Source organism: Xylanimonas ulmi (genome assembly GCF_004216535.1).
Taxonomy (GTDB): domain Bacteria; phylum Actinomycetota; class Actinomycetes; order Actinomycetales; family Cellulomonadaceae; genus Xylanimonas; species Xylanimonas ulmi.
On the sequence record NZ_SGWX01000001.1, the window covers coordinates 3,043,895 to 3,060,594 of the forward strand.

The 16,700-nt window shown below is 73.0% G+C and carries 14 protein-coding genes; 3 read left to right on the forward strand and 11 right to left on the reverse strand.

Translation table 11 applies throughout. From position 1 onward, the window contains the following. Positions 1–16 precede the first annotated feature (16 nt). Positions 17–922, forward strand: a complete 906-nt coding sequence (locus tag EV386_RS14100; RefSeq protein WP_130415987.1) for a CPBP family intramembrane glutamic endopeptidase — start codon at positions 17–19, stop codon at positions 920–922. Between the two features lie 76 nt (positions 923–998). On the opposite strand, the gene EV386_RS14105 is transcribed toward EV386_RS14100, so the two are convergent. From EV386_RS14105 to EV386_RS14120, 4 genes are read right to left on the reverse strand one after another with little or no spacing between them, the layout of a single operon-like run. Continuing rightward, positions 999–2,702, reverse strand: coding sequence for a dipeptide ABC transporter ATP-binding protein (locus EV386_RS14105; protein ID WP_130415988.1), 1,704 nt, complete (start codon positions 2,700–2,702; stop codon positions 999–1,001). Then, positions 2,699–3,775 (reverse strand): ABC transporter permease, encoded by a 1,077-nt coding sequence (locus EV386_RS14110; RefSeq protein WP_130415989.1) that lies wholly within the window; start codon positions 3,773–3,775, stop codon positions 2,699–2,701. Before EV386_RS14110 ends, EV386_RS14105 begins: the two co-directional genes overlap by 4 nt. A 1-nt stretch (position 3,776) precedes the next feature. Next, positions 3,777–4,820: an ABC transporter permease gene (locus tag EV386_RS14115; RefSeq protein ID WP_130415990.1), complete on the reverse strand. Its 1,044-nt coding sequence runs from the start codon at positions 4,818–4,820 to the stop codon at positions 3,777–3,779. A 10-nt stretch (positions 4,821–4,830) separates the two neighbouring features. Further along, a complete protein-coding gene (locus tag EV386_RS14120) occupies positions 4,831–6,468 on the reverse strand; it encodes an ABC transporter substrate-binding protein (protein ID WP_130415991.1) in 1,638 nt (545 codons plus the stop codon). A 167-nt stretch (positions 6,469–6,635) separates the two neighbouring features. On the opposite strand from EV386_RS14120, the gene EV386_RS14125 reads away from it, so the two are divergent. Beyond that, positions 6,636–9,254 (forward strand): lysylphosphatidylglycerol synthase transmembrane domain-containing protein, encoded by a 2,619-nt coding sequence (locus tag EV386_RS14125; RefSeq protein ID WP_130415992.1) that lies wholly within the window; start codon positions 6,636–6,638, stop codon positions 9,252–9,254. A 102-nt stretch (positions 9,255–9,356) separates the two neighbouring features. Here the strand turns inward: EV386_RS14125 and EV386_RS14130 are convergent, their stop codons facing one another. Continuing rightward, on the reverse strand, positions 9,357–9,641 hold the full coding sequence (locus EV386_RS14130; protein ID WP_130415993.1) for an HU family DNA-binding protein: 285 nt from the start codon (positions 9,639–9,641) through the stop codon (positions 9,357–9,359). Positions 9,642–9,977: 336 nt separating this feature from the next. Between EV386_RS14130 and EV386_RS14135 the strand changes: the two genes are divergently transcribed. After that, positions 9,978–10,556 carry a hypothetical protein gene (locus EV386_RS14135; protein ID WP_130415994.1) on the forward strand — a complete coding sequence of 193 codons (579 nt, stop codon included), beginning with the start codon at positions 9,978–9,980 and terminating at the stop codon, positions 10,554–10,556. 80 nt (positions 10,557–10,636) lie between these two features. Here the strand turns inward: EV386_RS14135 and EV386_RS14140 are convergent, their stop codons facing one another. The 6 genes from EV386_RS14140 to EV386_RS14165 form a co-directional block, all read right to left on the reverse strand. After that, complete coding sequence (locus EV386_RS14140; RefSeq protein ID WP_130415995.1) at positions 10,637–11,371, reverse strand: fumarylacetoacetate hydrolase family protein; 735 nt, start codon at positions 11,369–11,371, stop codon at positions 10,637–10,639. Continuing rightward, on the reverse strand, positions 11,368–12,420 hold the full coding sequence (locus EV386_RS14145) for a zinc-binding dehydrogenase (RefSeq protein WP_341272819.1): 1,053 nt from the start codon (positions 12,418–12,420) through the stop codon (positions 11,368–11,370). Before EV386_RS14145 ends, EV386_RS14140 begins: the two co-directional genes overlap by 4 nt. Continuing rightward, complete coding sequence (locus EV386_RS14150; RefSeq protein WP_130415996.1) at positions 12,417–13,184, reverse strand: SDR family oxidoreductase; 768 nt, start codon at positions 13,182–13,184, stop codon at positions 12,417–12,419. The genes EV386_RS14145 and EV386_RS14150 overlap by 4 nt, the downstream gene beginning before the upstream one ends. Beyond that, positions 13,181–14,593 carry an MFS transporter gene (locus tag EV386_RS14155; protein ID WP_130415997.1) on the reverse strand — a complete coding sequence of 471 codons (1,413 nt, stop codon included), beginning with the start codon at positions 14,591–14,593 and terminating at the stop codon, positions 13,181–13,183. Before EV386_RS14155 ends, EV386_RS14150 begins: the two co-directional genes overlap by 4 nt. Before the next feature lie 155 nt (positions 14,594–14,748). Then, positions 14,749–15,579, reverse strand: a complete 831-nt coding sequence (locus EV386_RS14160; protein WP_207216541.1) for an IclR family transcriptional regulator — start codon at positions 15,577–15,579, stop codon at positions 14,749–14,751. Between the two features lie 36 nt (positions 15,580–15,615). Further along, positions 15,616–16,668 carry a D-2-hydroxyacid dehydrogenase gene (locus EV386_RS14165; protein WP_130415998.1) on the reverse strand — a complete coding sequence of 351 codons (1,053 nt, stop codon included), beginning with the start codon at positions 16,666–16,668 and terminating at the stop codon, positions 15,616–15,618. Between the last annotated feature and the right edge of the window lie 32 nt (positions 16,669–16,700).

Consider the following 16,700-nt stretch of genomic DNA (forward strand, 5'->3'; position numbering starts at 1 on the left):
TGGGTAGGGTTGGGGGGTGCGGGGGCGGCGGGGGGTTGTCTGGGAGATCTGGATCCTGCTGGGGCTCAGCCTCGGGAAAGCCGGGGTGTACGCGCTCGTCAACATCGCCGGGCGCCTGACCCAGGGCACGCCGCTCGCCGACCAGACGGCCACGCTCAACCCCTCGCAGTCACCGCGGCCCCTCCTCGACCTGACCTATCAGCTCCTGACCATCGGGTTCACGCTCGTCCCGGTGGCGCTGGCCGTCTACCTGCTCGCGATCCGCCGCGGCGCCCCGCCCGTCACCCGCGCCATCGGCCTGGACTGGCACCTGCGCGGGCGCGACGCCTTCGACCCCGACGTCGCCGCGCCTCTCCCCGCGCCCAGTCACGCGGCCAGTCACGCCTCCAGCCCCGCCTCCGGCTCCCCGCCCGTTCTCGCGTCCGGCCGACGACGGCGCGACGTCGGGTGGGGCTTCGCGCTCGCCGCCGCGATCGGCGTGCCAGGCCTCGCGTTCTACGCCGCCGGGAGGCTGCTCGGCATCACCGTGTCGGTGCAGGCCTCCGCGCTCGACGACCGCTGGTGGACCGTCCCCGTGCTGGTGCTCGCGGCCCTGCAGAACGGGGCGCTCGAAGAGGTCATCGTGGTGGCCTATCTGTTCGAGCGCACGCGCGACCTGGGCTGGTCGCCCACAGACCGGATCGACTGGAGGTTCCTGGCCTCCAGCGCGCTGCTGCGCGGCAGCTACCACCTGTACCAGGGGTTCGGGCCGTTCCTCGGCAACGTGGTCATGGGCGTCGTGTTTGCGTGGTGGTACCGGTCGCGGTGGGGACGACGCCGCGTGCTGCCGCTGGTGATCGCGCACACGCTGCTCGACGTCGTCGCCTTCGTGGGGTACGCGCTGATTCCCGCGGGGTGGCGGGAGGCGCTCGGGATCACGTAGGCGCCGGGGGTGGTTTCGACAGGCTCAACCACCGGGGTGGCGGGGGTGGTTTCGACGGGCTCAAGCACCGACGGGCTCAACCGACCGACGGGCTCGGCGCCCGGCGGGCGCGTTGGGCCTGGGGGTCCGGAATCGGCAGGGACGCCAGCAGGCGGCGCGTGTACTCCTCGCGCGGCGCCCCGAGCACCTGCTCACCCGTGCCCTCCTCGACCAGCCGCCCGTGGTAGAGCACCGCGATGCGGTCGGCCAGCAGGTCCACCACGGCCAGGTCGTGCGAGACGAACAGGCACGCGAACCCGAGCTCGCGCTGCAACTCGGCGAACAGGTCGAGCACGCGCGCCTGCACCGAGACGTCGAGCGCCGACGTCGGCTCGTCCGCGATCAACAGCTCGGGGTCGAGCGCGAGCGCCCGGGCGAGCGAGGCGCGTTGGCGCTGCCCGCCCGACAGCTCGTGCGGGAACCGGTCGCCGTACGCGCGCGGGAGCTGCACGGCCTCCAGCAGCTCGTCGACGCGGGCACGCGCGGCCCCCGGCGAGGAGGCCCGCCCGTGCACCACGAGCGGCTCGGCCACACACTCGGCGATGGTCAGCAGCGGGTTGAACGACGTCGCCGGGTCCTGGAACACGAACCCGAGCCGCGGCCGGATGGCCTTGATCGCGCGCGCCTTGGCGCCACTCAGCTCCGCGCCGAGCACCGCCAGCGACCCGCCCGAGACGGGCTGCAGGCCGGCGATGGCGCGCGCGATGGTCGTCTTGCCCGACCCTGACTCGCCGACCAGCCCGAGCACCTCGCCCGGGCGGATGCGCAGCGAGACCCGGTCGACGGCGGTGAACGGCGGCTGGCGGAACCGGCCCGGGTAGGTGATGACCAGGTCGGTGGCCGCGACCACCGGCTCGGCCGTCTCCCAGCCGTCGGCCCGCGCCGCCTCGCGCGCGACGGCTCGCGCGCGCCCCTCGCCGATGCGCGGCACGGCGCCGAGCAGGCTCTTGGTGTACGCGGCCTGCGGCGCCGCGAACAGCTCGTCCACGGGCGCCTGCTCGACGACCTTGCCCTCGTACATGACCGCGACGCGGTCGGCGAGGTCGGCGACGACGCCCATGTTGTGCGTGATGAGCACGATCGCCGCGCCGGTCTCGTCGCGCAGACGCCTCAGCAGGTCGAGGATCTCGGCCTGCACGGTGACGTCGAGCGCCGTCGTCGGCTCGTCGGCGACGATCAGCCCGGGCCCCAGCGCCAGGGCCATCGCGATGACGATGCGCTGCTTCTGCCCGCCCGAGAACTGGTGCGGGTAGTGGTCGACGCGCTGGGCGGGGTCCGGGATGCCGACCTGCCGCAACGCCTCGACCGCGCGCGCCCGCGCCTGGGCGCGGGACATGCGGGTGTGCGCCCGCAGCCCCTCGGCGATCTGCCAGCCCACCGTGTAGACGGGGTTGAGCGCCGTGGACGGCTCCTGGAACACCATGGCGACGTCGCGCCCGCGCACCTCGCGCAGCCGCGCGCCCGTCACGGCGACGACGTCGGTGCTCGCGCCCGGCGTCCCGTCGGCGCCGGGCTTCGCCGTCAGGACGACGGCGCCGCGCGTCGTGGCCGTCTCGGGCAGCAGGCCCAGGATGGTCTTGGCGGTCACGGTCTTGCCCGAGCCCGACTCGCCGACGATGGCCAGCACCTCGCCCGGCGTGACCTGCAGGTCGACGCCGTCGACGGCGCGCACGGGGCCGGCGTCGGTGGCGAAGGTGACGGCGAGGTCGGTGATCTCGACGACCGGGGGGTGGGGGGTCATCGGTCGACCTCCGGGGTGGGTTCGAGGGGGTGGGTGGTTTCGACAGGCTCAACCACCGGGGGGTCGGCCACCGGGGGGTCGGCCACCGGGGGCTTGGCGCGCACGCGCGAGCGCAGGCGCGGGTCGGCCAGGTCGTTGAGCGACTCGCCCACGAGCGTCATCCCCAGGGCGACGATGACGATGGCCACGCCCGGGAACACCGCCGTCCACCAGATGCCCGAGGTGACGTCGGCGATGGACCGCTGCAGGTCGTAGCCCCACTCGGCGGCCGCGGTCGGCTCGATGCCGAACCCGAGGAACCCCAGGCCGGCGAGCGTGAGGATGGCCTCGGACGCGTTGAGCGTGACGATGAGCGGCAGCGTGCGGGTCGAGTTGCGCAGCACGTGGCGCGTCATGATGCGGCGGTGGCCCGCTCCGATGACGCGCGCGGCGTCGACAAAGGCCTCGCCCTTGACGCGCAGCACCTCGGCGCGCACCACGCGCAGGTATTGCGGCACGAACACGACCGTGATGGCCAGGGCGGTCGCGCCGACGCCGCCCCACAGGTTCGACTGGCCGCGCGAGATGACGATGGCGCCCAGGATCGCGAGCAGCAGCGACGGGAAGGAGTAGATCGCATCGGCGAGCAGCACCAGCACCCGGTCGAGCCAGCCGCCGAAGTACCCGGCGAGCAGGCCCAGCAGCACGCCGACCACGATCGAGGCGAGGATCGAGACGATCACCACGAGCAGCGCGGTGCGCGCGCCGAAGATGACGCGTGAGAGGACGTCGTACCCGCCCACGGTGGTGCCGAGCAGATGCGCCGACGACGGCGCCTGCTGGGCGCCGAACGCGACGCCGTCGCTGCGCAGCTGGCTCTGCCCGTAGGGCGCGAGCAGCGGCGCGAGCGCCGCGACCAGCACGAACAGCCCCGTGAGCACGAGCCCGGCGACCAGCATGCCGCGTTGGAGCCCGACGCTCTGGCGCACCTGACGCACGACGGGCGCCCGGCGCAGCCGCGGCCACCGGCCGCCGTCGTGCGCGGGCGCGGCGCCGGTGACGGCGACGGGCCCGGAGGAGGCGACCTCGACCATGTCAGTACCTCACTCTCGGGTCGACGAACGCCGCGATGACGTCGACCAGGAAGTTGGTCACCGCGACGACCACGGCGATGAGCGCGACGATGCCCTGCACGGCGACGAAGTCGCGCGCCTTGAGGTACTCGGCGAGCTGGAAGCCCAGCCCGCGCCACTCGAACGTCGTCTCGGTCAGCACGGCGCCCACCAGCAGCAGCGCGACCTGCAGCCCGATCACGGTGATGACGGGGATGAGCGCGGGCCGCCACGCGTGCGCCGTCACGAGGCGCCGCTCGCGCACGCCGCGCGAGCGGGCCGCGTCGACATACTCGCGCCCGAGCGTGCCGATCATGTTGGTGCGCACCAGGCGCAGGAACACCCCGGCGGTCAGCAGGCCGAGCGCGGTCGCGGGCAGCGCGGCGTGCGTCAGCACGTCGCCCACCACCTGCGGGTCGCCGGTGCGCAACGCGTCGATGAGCATGAAGCCCGAGGCCGCGTCGGCCTTGCGCATGGCGATCTCGCCGCTGGTGGACACGCGGCCCGCGACGGGGAACCACCCGAGCCCGACGGCGAAGACCAGCTTGAGCAGCAGGCCCGCGAAGAACACGGGCGTGGCGTAGGCGAGGATCGCCAGCACCCGCAACACGGCGTCGGGCCAGCGGTCGCGGAAGTACGCGGCCACCATGCCGAGCGGGATGCCCAGCACGAGCGCGACGACGACGGCGTACGCGGTCAGCTCCAAGGTCGCGGCGCCGTAGGTGGTCAGCACCTCGGTCACGGGCCGGTGGTCGGACAGGGTGGTGCCGAAGTCGCCACGCGCGATCCCCGCGAGGTACTCGCCGTACTGGGCGAGGATGGGCCGGTCGAACCCGGCCTCGTGGATGCGCTCGGCGAGCTGTGCGGGCGTCAGACGGCCGCCGAGGGCGGCCGTGATGGGGTCACCGGTGGCGCGCATGAGCGCGAACACCGTGGTGACCAGGATGAACACTGTCGGGATGATCAGCAGGAAGCGCACCAGGACGTAGCGTCCCAGTGCGCCTCCTGCCGTGGAGCCGCGAGCCACGAGAAGGACGTCAGCCCTTGGCGAGCGCGCCGTAGCGGAACTTGAACGACGCGTCGAGCGTCTTGTCGGCGCCCGTCACATCGGCGCCGACGACGGCGGTCTGCGCGCCCTGCAGGTACGGCACGGTCGACAGGTCGGCCGCGACGGCGTCCTGGATCTGCTCGATGAGCGCGGTGCGCTCGGCCGGGTCGGTGGCCACACCCTGCTCGTGGATCAGGCCGTCGACGGTCGGGTTGTCGTAGTGGTTGCCGAGGAAGTTCTCCTTGAGGAAGAACGGCGTCAGGTAGTTGTCGGCGTCCGAGTAGTCCGGGAACCAGCCGAGCTGGTAGGCCGGGTAGACGTCGCTCGTGCGGTCCTTGGAGTACTGCACCCACTCGGTGGTCTGCAGGTCGACCGTGAACAGGCCGTCGGCCTCCAACTGGTCCTTGATCTGGGCGTACTCGTCGCCCGACGACGGCCCGTAGTGGTCGTTGGAGTACTGCAGGCTGAGCTGGACCGGGGTCGTGACCCCGGCGTCCGCGAGGGCCTGCTTGGCCTTGTCGACCGAGGGGCCGCCCTCGCCGTCGCCGTACAGCTCCTTGAGCGACTGCGTGGCGCCGGTCAGGCCGTCGGGCACGTAGGAGTACAGCGGCGTGTAGGTGCCCTTGTAGACCTGCTCGGAGATCGCCTCGCGGTCGATGAGGTCGGCGACGGCCTGGCGGACCGCGAGCGCCTTGGCCGGGTCGGCCTCGGCGGTCTGGGCGCCGTACGGCTGGGTGTCGAAGTTGAACGTGATGTAGCGGATCTCGCCGCCGGGGCCGTTGACGACCTTGACGGCGTCGTTGGTCTCCAGGTCGGCGATGTCGGTCGCCGACAGCGACCGCCAGGCGACGTCGATGTTGCCCTGCTCGACCTCGAGCTTGAGGTTCGAGGAGTCGGCGTAGTACTTGACGTTGACCTCGGCCGTCGCGGGGGCGCCGAGCAGGCCCTGGTAGCCGTCATACGCCTCGTAGCTGATGAGCTCGTTCTGCGCGTAGGAGGTGATCGTGTACGGGCCGGCGAACGCGTCGCCGTCGACGATGGTCTGGTCGGGCGTGACGGCGTCGGGCGAGAAGACCTCCTCGTCGACGATGGGGCCGACCGGCGAGGACAGCACCTGCGGGAACGTCTGGTCGTTCTCGGACTTGAGGTGGAAGACGACGGTGGTGTCGTCGACCGCCTCGGTCGAGTCCAGGTTCCACAGCAGCGACGACGGGCCGTCGGCGGCGGCGATCGCGATCTGGCGGTCGAACGTGAACTTGACGTCCGACGCCGTCAGGTCGTGGCCGTTGGCCCACTTGAGGCCCGGCTTGAGCGTGACGGTGTACTCGGTCGGCGCGGTGAACTCGGCCGACTCGGCGATGTCGGGCTGGACGTCCGGGCTGCCGTAGGGCGTGTTGAGCAGGAAGGGGAACACCTGGTTCATGACGGCGAACGAGCCGTTGTCGTAGGACCCGGCCGGGTCGAGCGACGTGACCTTGTCCGTGGTGCCGATGGTGAGCGAGTCGGCGCCGCCCGCGGCGCCGGTGTCGCCGTCGCCTGCGCCGCATCCGGCCAGCGCCAGCGCGATGGCCGTGACACCGGCCCCGGCCGCCAACGACCTTGCCCTCGGCGTGCGGATTCTCGTCATGGTCTATCCCCTCTCGACTGCCGCGGCTCTCCCCCGCGGTGCCGCAGTCCTAGCACAGCCGATGACCTGTTGTGTTAACGCTCTGGGCAACTGTGATGACACCGTGATGGTCACCTGGACACGCCAGGGCCCCATGCCGGGCGTCGCCCCGACCTAGACTGCGATCCATGCCCGAGACGGTTCCCCCCGGTGCGTCCGCGAGCCCTTCGGGTCCGCAGACCGCCGCCCTGCGAGCCGTCCTGTTCGACGACGCGACGCCCGCCGACACCGACTTCGTCCGCGTTGTCGACACGCCCGAGCAGCGGGTGCGCCACCCGTCCGACGCCCTGGGGATGATCGCCTCGGCCCTGGGCATCGCGCTGGTGCTCGTGCTGTCGGTCATCGCTCACGGCACCACCGCGGGCGTCACCCAGGACGTGCGCGGCTTCGCGAGCCTGCTGGGCGAGATCCTCGTCGTGCCGGTCAACGTGCTCGAGGGCCTGGTCACGATCGTGCTGCCGATCGCGGTGCTCATCGAGCTCGGCGTGCGCCGGTTGGGGCGGCAGGTGGTCGAGTCGATCACCGCGGCCGCCTGCGGCATGGTGCTGGGCGTGGTGACGCTGCTGCTGGTGCGCCACCTGGGCACGCCCGACTTCGTGCGCGGGCTGTCGGTGCTCGACGCGGGCCAGTGGCGCCTGACCATCCCGGCCTACGTCTCGGCCGTGGCGGCGCTGCTGACCGTCGCCGGCCCGCGCACCCGCCGGCGCACCGTGCGCTGGTCGTGGAACATGCTGACCTTCGCGCTGCTCGTCGTGCTCATCACCGCCAAGGTGTCGCTCCCTGGGGTGCTGCTGTCGCTCCTGCTGGGGCGGCTGGCGGGCCAGGCGGTGCAGTGGGTGTCCGGCGTGCGCTCCGAGCGCGCGTACGGCCCGACCCTGGTCCAGGCCGTGCGTCGTGCCGGGTTCCGCCCGACGGCGCTGGTGCGGGTGCGCGACCTGGGCGCGGCCTCGGGCGTCGACGACCTCACGCGCGTCGGCGACGCCGCGGCCGTCACACGCTCCTCCGACCCCGCCGCCGTCGCGCTCGCGCGGGCGAGCGACAACCGCGTCTACGCGATGCTCGCCGACGACGGCGCGCGCTACGACGTCGTCGTGCTCGACGGCGACCGGCAGGTCGTGGGCTTCGTGACGCGCCTGTGGCAGGCGCTGCGCATGCGCGGGCTTGAGGGCCGCGCGGCCATCTCGCTCAAGTCGGTCGCGGAGCGCACCGCGCTGCTGTCGTACGCCGCGGCCGGCGCCGGGGTGCGCACGCCGCGCCTGCTGGGCATCGGCATGGCCGACGACTCGGCGGCGCTCGTGCTCGAGCACGCGCGCGGCGCGGTCTCGCTGCGCGACCTGCCCGCCCACGACCTGGACGGCACGCACGGCGACACCGTGCTCGCCGAGGCGTGGGCGCAGCTCCTGCGGGCGCACGCCGCAGGACTGACGCACCACCAGCTCACGGCCGACGTGCTGCTGGTTCAGCACGACGAGGAGCCCGGCACGCGTGAGCGTCCGCACCCGGCCGAGGACGGCAAGGGCGCGCCCCGCGTGTGGATCACCGGCTGGGAGCAGGGCGAGATCGCCTCCTCGACGCTCACGCGCCGCCTCGACTTGACCCAGCTGCTCGCACTGCTCGCGCTGCGCGTGGGCCCGCGCCGCGCGGTCGCCTCAGCCGTGCGGGCGCTGCCCGCGGCGGATATGGGCGCCATCGGCCCGCTGCTGCAGACCGTGGCGCTGCCCACCGACACGCGCATCGAGGTGCGCCGCTCCAAGGGGCTGATCGACGAGCTGCGCACCGCGCTGGTCGAGCGCCTGCCCGAGGCGAGCGTGCAGCCGGTGCGCCTGACGCGCGTCGGCGCCCGCACGGTGATCACGCTCGCGCTGACGATCGTCGCGGTCTCGGTCATCGTGACCACCATCAACTTCCAGCAGATCCGCGACGCGGTCATGGAGGCGAACCCCTGGTGGGTCGCGGCGTCGTTCGCCTTCGGCGGCATCACCTGGTTCGGCGCCGCCCTGACGCTCGCGGCCTTCACCCCGGGGCGCCTGTCGATCTTCAAGGCCACCCTCGCCCAGATGGCGGGCTCGTTCGTGGCCCTGGCCACGCCCGCGGGCATCGGGCCGGCCGCGCTCAACATGCGCTTCCTGAGCCGCAAGGGCGTCTCGACGCCCATGGCCGTGGCGACCGTGGCCCTCATGCAGTTCTCGCAGATCGTGGTCACGGTGCTGCTGCTGGTCGTGCTGTCGCTGACCACCGGGTCGGGCGCCCTCGTCGAGCTGCCCTCGACCACGATCCTCATGGCGATCGTGATCACCGCCGTCATCATCGTGGCGCTGCTGTTGGTGCCCGGCATCCGGCGCTGGGCGTGGGGCAAGGCGCGGCCCACGCTCGAACAGCTGTGGCCGCGCCTGTCGCAGATGCTCGGGCAGCCCACGCGCCTGACGCTCGGCCTGGGCGGCAACGTCGTCATGACGATGGGCTACGTGCTCGCGTTCGACGCCGCGCTGCGGGCCTTCAGCCATCAGCTCGGCGTCGTGGACGTCGCCGTCATCTACCTGGTCGGCAACACGCTCGGCGCGCTCATCCCGACCCCGGGCGGCGTCGGCGGCGTCGAGGGCGCGCTCATCGCGGGCCTGACGACCGCAGGCCTGACGGGTGGGATCGCGTTCTCGGTCACGCTGCTGTTCCGCGTGGTGACGTACTGGATCCGCGTGCCGATCGGCTGGGTCGCGATGCGCTACCTGGAGTCGAAGGACGAGCTGTAGCCGCGCGCCGTCTGGCCGCGCACAGCCGCGCACAGTCTTCGGGGCGGGCAGGCAGCGCCTGCCCGCCCCGCGGACCTGACCGCCTCGTGCGAGGCGGACGGCTCACTCGCCGGTGACGGCCTTCTTCAGCACCGAGCCGGCCGAGACCTTCACGCCGAAGCCGGCGGGAATCTGGATCTCCTCGCCCGTGCGCGGGTTGCGGCCCGTGCGCGCGGCGCGCTCGACGCGCTCGACGGCGAGCAGACCCGTGATCTTGACGGCCTCGCCCTTGCTGAGCGACTCGACCAGCACCTCCTGGAACGCGTTGAGGGCGTCCTCGGCCTGAGTCTTGGTGAGCTCAGACTTGGCAGCGATCGCCGAGACGAGCTCGGACTTGTTGAGCGACATGCGGTTCCCTTCCTCTGTTCACGCCGCACGGCGGTTGCCTGTGGGCGTCACGTTCGGGCCTCCCACGGCCACATCAGGCCGGGAGACTGGGAACACACTAGGGAACAGCAGCCGAAATCCGCGACTTCTCGCCGTTGTGTCGGGCTGTGCGTGCCGCGTGTTGCGCCACGCGCCGTCGTCGGCCCGCGGCGCGCCGTCGCCGACTCGCCGCGCGGGTGGCCACACCGTGCGCGACGATGTGCCCAATTCGGCCCCACCTCGGGGCCACCATCCGGACAGGTCAGCGCGCACAGGGAGGTCGCACTGCGCCACGCCCCGTCACGAGCCGCCCGCGCCGTGCTCGCCCTGGTGGCGGCCGCGATCGCCGTCGCCACCTCGGCGGCCGCGTCGCCGCGCTCGCCCGACTCGCCCCCGCCGGCCGCGCTCTCACGCGCCGACGCCGCCTGGGCCGCGTCCCTGACCCGGGCCGCTCAGGTGTGGGCGAGCGCCCACACCGCGCCCACCCCAGCCGACTACCGCGCGCAGGCCGAGGCGTTCCTCGACACGCTGCCCGGCGGCGACGCCGTCACGATCGAGTGGGGCGATCCCGAGGGCCACCTGGGCGGGGTGTGGATCCCCGGGCCGCCCACCATCATCCTCAACGCCCAGCGCCTCGACGGACGCGTCGAGGCGACCCAGGACGTGCTGCGGCACGAGATCGCGCACGTCCACCAGAACCTCGCGCTCACCGCGTCGGGCCTCTCGCTCGCGCAGTACACCGCGCGGCTCGACGCGCTGTTCGACGGCGACGGCGTCGAGCGCTCGGCCGACGCCGTCGCGGCGCTGTTGGGCGCCACGACGCTGCGCTACCAGAGCGAGTTCACCCCGGCCCAGCTCGACGCGGCCCGCGAGATCCTGGCCGACCGCGTGCCGTGACCGCTCGCGGCACACCGAAGGCCCCCTGACCCCGGCCGCACTCGGGCGACTGGGGGCGGTCTCAGGGGGCCTTCGGGGGCTTAGACCGTCGGGTTCTCGAGCGTCCCGATCCCGGCGATCGAGACTCGGGCACGCTGCCCGGGTCGCGCCGCGGCGGTGGTGCCCGGCGCCCCGGTCAGGACGACGTCGCCGGGCCCGAGCGTGAGGTGCTGCGTCAGGTAGACGAGCTGCTCGGCCACGTTCCAGGCCAGCCCGGCGGTGCTCGACCGCGCCTGGGTGACGCCGTCGACGTCGACCACGATCTCGACGTCGGACGGGTCGAGGTCGGTCTCGATCCAGGGGCCAATCGGGGTGAACCCGTCGCCGTTCTTGGCTTGCGTCATCTTGTCGTCGAGGGCGATCTGGTCGACGGCGGTCACGTCGTTGCCGATCGTCCAGCCGAGGATCACGTCAGGGACCTCGTCGATGGTCAGGCGCCGCGCGCGGCGCCCGATGACGACGGCGAGCTCGCCCTCGACGGCGGTGGCGCCGTCGACGCCGGACAGCGCGACCGGCGCCCCGGGGCCGACGACGCTGCGGGTCGACTTGCTGAACGCCTGCGGCGCCAGCGCGCGGTCGCCCGGGCCCGAGTTGTGGGCCATGCCCATCACCACGTACGGCTCGCACGGGGCGAGCAGCTCGGCGCCCTGCACCGGGTACCACTCGTCGAGCAGCCGCCGGTCCGGGTCGTACAGGTCGCTGACCACGACCCAGCGGTCGCCGTCCTGGGCCACCGGACGTGGGCCGTTCGGGGTCCACACCCGTCCGAGCCTCATCCCTGGACCCCCGCTGCGGGGGCCGCGTCGACGGACTCCCCGGCGAACTCGATGACGACCTTGCTCGACGTGCGCGGGTCGGCCGCGCGGTCGAACGCGGCCAGGGCGTCGCGCGGGCCGAACACGTCGGTCACCACGTGCCCCAGGGCCGGGGTCGTGGCGAGCATCGCGACGGCGTCGTCGAGCTCGTGGTCGAACCGGAACGAGCCGCGCACGTCGATCTCGCGGGTCACGACGTCGACCAGGGTGTACGGCCGCGCGTCGCCCGGCAGCATCCCGAGCAGGACGACGACGCCGCCGCGCCGCGTGGCGCGGATGGCGGCGTCGACGGCTGCGGGCGCGCCCGCGCACTCGAGGACGACGTCGAACGCCTCGGCGGGCGCCTCCTGTGCGCCGACGCGCACGACGTCGGCTGCGCCGAGGCGCCGGGCGATCTCCAGCGGTGCGGCGTGCAGGTCGCTGACGGTCACGCTCGCGGCGCCGCTGGCGTGGGCCGCGCCCGCGGCGAGCAGTCCGATCGGGCCCGCGCCGCTGACCAGGACGCGCTTGCCCACGACGCCGTCGGCCCTGGCGATGGCGTGCAGGCCGACCGCGAGAGGCTCGGCGAGCACCGCACGCCGCAGCGGCAGGTCGTCGGGCAGCACCCGGATCTGGTCGGCGCGGACCACCGCGAGGTCGCTCATGGCGCCCTGCGTGTGCGGCGTCGTCGCGGCGCTGCCGAGGTAGCGCGAGCCCGGCCAGATGTTGGGGCGCCGCTCGATCCCCGGCTGCGGGGCGCCGGGTGTGGCGGGGTGCACCGTGACGGGCGTGCCCGCGGGCAGCCCGGGCGCGTCGACGGCGACCCGTCCGCTGATCTCGTGCCCGACGACGAGGGGCTCGCGCACCTCGAACGCGCCGACGCGACCGGAGCGGTAGTAGTGCAGGTCGGAGCCGCAGACTCCCGCGTACCCGACGCGGATCAGGACCTCGTCGGGGCCTGGCACGGGCTCGGAGCGGAACTCGAGGCGCAGGTCCTCGGCGCCGTGGACGGTGATGGCGCGCATCGTCATACCACCGCCGTCATGCCGCCGTCGACGAACAGCGTCTGCCCGTTGACGAAGTCGGAGGCCGGGGAGGCGAGGAACAGCAGCGGGCCGACCAGGTCGGCGACCGACCCCCACCGCGCGGCCGGCGTGCGGCCGACGACCCAGGAGTTGAACGACGTGTCGTCGACCAGGGCCTGGGTCATCTCGGTGTGGATGTACCCGGGCGCGAGCGTGTTGACCTGGACGCCCGAGCCGCCGAGCTCGGCGCACAGCCCCTTGGTCAGCATCACGACGCCGCCCTTGCTCGCCGCGTACGGGGTGATCGTGGGGCGGGCCAGGCCCGACTGGACCGAGCCGATGTTGATGATCTTGCCGCCGCCGCGCTCGACCATGCCGGCCGCCACCCGCTGGGCGACGAGGAACGGCGCGGTCAGGTTGGTGGCGAGCACCTGGTCCCACTCGGCGGTGGGGAACTGCAGCACCGGGTGGCGGCGCTGGATGCCCGCGTTGTTGACGAGGATGTCGATCTGGCCCAGCACGTCGAGCGTCTCGGCGACGCCGACGCGCACCTGGTCGGGTGAGGTGACGTCGAAGGAGACGGCGTCGACCTGCGCGCCGGTCTGGTCGGCGAGCCTCGCGGCGGCCTCTCGCACGCGGGTGCGGTCCTGCCCGTGCAGGGCGACGCGGCAGCCAGCCTGGGCCAGGCCGGTGGCCAGGGCGTACCCGACGCCGCGCGAGGATCCGGTGACCAGCGCGTGCCGCCCGGTGAGGTCGAACGCGGCGCTCATGCGACACCCGCCGGCTGGCGAGCGGGCTGGCTGGCCTCGGCGGCGCCGCCGACGGGGTCGCCCAGGGCGGCGTCGGCCGTCAGCGTCAGGTCGCGCGCGACGGTCTCGGGGGTCACGAACGTGGTGGCGAACGTGATGCCGGCCAGCACGAGGACGTAGGCGGCGATGGGCCACCAGGCGTTGCCGGTCGCGGTGAGCATCCAGGCGCCGAGCACGGGCGCCAGACCGCCGGCGATGACGGCGGAGAACTCACGGGCGCTCGCCACGCCGATGTAGCGGCGGCGGTTGCCGAACAGCTCGGGCATGAGCGCGCACTGCGAGCCGAGCATGATGCACACACCGAACGAGATGCCGATGGTGATGACGATGGTGGTGCCCCACGCGGTGCCGAGGCTCAGCAGCCACCAGCCGGGGACGGCGAGCGCGAGCAGCACGACGGCGCCGGCGCGGTAGACGGGCAGGCGGCCGTACTTGTCGGACGCCTTGCCGGCCAACGGGACGGTGATCATTCCGATGACCGAGCTGATGGCGACCGCGAGGGAGCCCCAGGACTTGGTGACGCCGGCGGTGACCGCGAACGAGACCGCGAGGGTCTGGAAGATGTAGGAGCCGCCGTTCTCGGCCATGCGCAGCCCGATGCCGATCAGGACGTTGCGGCGCGAGTGGGTCATCAGGTCGCGCAGCGGGTGCTCGGCGACCTGCTCCTGCTCCTCGAGGTGGATGAACGTCGGCGACTCGCGCAGCTTGACGCGGATCCAGACGGCGACGGCGATGAGGATCGCCGAGGCGAGGAACGGCACACGCCACAGCCACGCCTCGAGCACGTCGTCGGGCGCCAGGGTGACCAGGGCGAACACGCCCGAGGCGAGCAGCGTGCCGGAGAAGATGCCGATGAAGGGCAGGGCGGCGAAGAACCCGCGGCGCTGCACGGGGGCGTACTCGGCCATGAGCGTCGTCGAGCCCGCCTGCTCGGCGCCGGCGCCGAAGCCCTGCGCCAGGCGCAGGATGACCAGCAGCACGGGCGCCCAGACGCCGATCTGCTCGCCGGTGGGCAGCAGGCCGACCATGGTGGTCGACACGCCCATGAGGGCGATCGTGATCATCAGGACCCACTTGCGTCCCAGCCGGTCGCCCAGGACGCCGAAGAACAGTCCGCCCACGGGGCGGGCCAGGAACCCGACGCCGAACGTCGCCAGTGACGCGACGAGGCGCAGCCCGTCGGGCAGGGCGGGGAAGAAGAGGTTGCCGAAGATGAGTGCCGCGGCCAGGCCGTAGATCGCGAAGTCGTAGTACTCAAGCGCACTGCCGACGGAGCTGGCGAGGGTGGCGCGGCGCAGGTTCTCGGCGTACTCCGGGTCGTCGGAGCCTCGGGGATCGGCCTGCGCCGATCCGGTCAAGGGGCTGGTCATGTAGCGCTCCCAGGTCGGGACCCGGCCGACGCGGCGCCTGTAGGCGGGCCGGCCGGGTCGATTGCGCGCGCAGCTTTGCGCACCCCTGGACCGTAACAACCTGTTGAACGCGATTCAACTCCTTGAACGAATCCGGGACCTTGGTCCCGAATCCGTCATCCCACCGCGGGCAGCGGTGGGGCCATCGGGTTGGACAGGTGCTCGGCCGCATCCCGCAGCGCGGCCAGCACGTCCTGGCGCCGGGGCGCGGACAGCTCGGGCTGGATCGGCGAGTCCAGCGTGGAGACGCCCAGGGCCAGCACCTTCTCCCCACTCAGGCGCGCGGGGACCGCCACGGCCATCGCGACGACCGAGGGGAACACCTCCCCCTCGTCGATCGAGTAGCCGCGCTCACGCGTCGCCCGGAGCTTGGCGAGCAGGCCGTCGACCGACTGCGTCGAGCGCTCGGTCAACTGCGGGAACGACGCCGAGCGATAGCGCTCGCGCACCTCGTCGTCGGGCAGCGTCGCCAACAGGGCGTTGCCGACCGCCGTCAGCGCCGCCGGGAACCGGTCCCCCACGCCCGCCGTCAGGCGCAACGGCGCGCGGCCCTCGTGCCGGGCGAGGTAGACCACGTCGGTGCCCTCGAGCACCGCGATCTGCACGAGCTCGTGACTGAGCACGGGCGACTCGGCGCAGACCCGGTAGAACTCCCGGATCTGGTTGAACGAGGCCAGGTAGGCGCCCCCGAGCTCGACCGTGCGCCGCCCCAGGACGTACCCCGTCTCACGGCGCTGGACCAGACCCGCCTCTTCGAGCACCACGCAGATATTCGACGTCGAGGACTTGGCGGCCTCGATCTGGCGGGCGATCTCGGTGAGCGGCACGGGAACCCCGCGCGCCTCGGCGAGCAACGAGAGGATGCGCACCGCACGGGTCACGGCCGGAGCGAGGCTCGACTCAGAGTTCTCCGACACGGTGACGCCTCCAGACGACAGTGTGGGCATCGGACCATCGTAGCGGCGGGGCGAAAACGCCCCGGCTCAGAAGAACGCGACGGTGTCGACGACGTTGCGCAGGGGCGCCCCGGCCAGGAGCCGTTCGACGTTCTCGCAGAAGAGCTCGGCGAGCAGCAGCTCCTCCGTCGCGTTGTTCGCGGCGGTGTGCGGGCTGACGACGACGTTGGGCAGCGTCCACAGCGGGCTCTCGGAGGGCAGCGGCTCGACCTCGAACACGTCGAGCGCGGCGAAGCCGACGCGGCCGTCCTGGAGCGCGGCCGTCAGGGCCGACTCGTCCACGACGGTGCCGCGGCCGACCGAGACGAACGTCGTGCCCGGGCGCACCTGGGCGAAGACCTTCTCGGAGATGAGGTGGTAGGTCGCGTCGGTGCCCGGCAGGGTGTTGACGATCGCGTCGGCCTCGGCGGCCACCTGCTCGATCTGGTCGGGCGCGTAGACGCGCTCGACCCCCTCGACCGGGTCCGTGGTCAGGTTGACCCCGAGCACGCGGGCGCCCAGCAGCGACGCCTTGCGCGCGACCTCGCGGCCGATGCTCCCCAGTCCGACCACGAGCACGGTCTGCTCGCGGATCTGCCCCATGGCCCAGCGCCCGCTCCACTCGCGGCGCGCCTTGTGGTCCGCCAGGCGCGGCAGCTGCTTGGCGCCGGCCAGCAGGCCGAACAGCGCGAACTCCGACAGCGGGCCCGCGTGCACGCCGGCGCCGGTCGTGAACGTCACCCGGTCGAGCTCGTCACGCGTCAGGCCCGCGTCGCGCACCTGGCTGCCGCCGCCCGCCGCCATGACCTGCACCCAGCGCAGGCTCGGGTTGGCGCGCACGGTGCGGGCCAGGGCGCGCGAGTCGACGTCGGGGATCCCGTACAGCACGTCGGCCGAGTCGACGAGCGCCTCGAACGCCGCCTGCTCGGCGGGCGTGCGCCGGTAGGAGGGGTCACCGCCGAAGTCGGCGGCCCAGCGCTGCGGGGGCAGCAGGCTCTGGTCGCGCACCAGCTCGACCTGCGGCAGACGGTCCTCGATGTAGGTGCACAGGTGCTCGGGCAGGGGGGTCGCCACGGCGACGCGCAGGCGGTTCTTGGTCATGTCTGTCCTCACCTCGATGTGTCGGGACACGG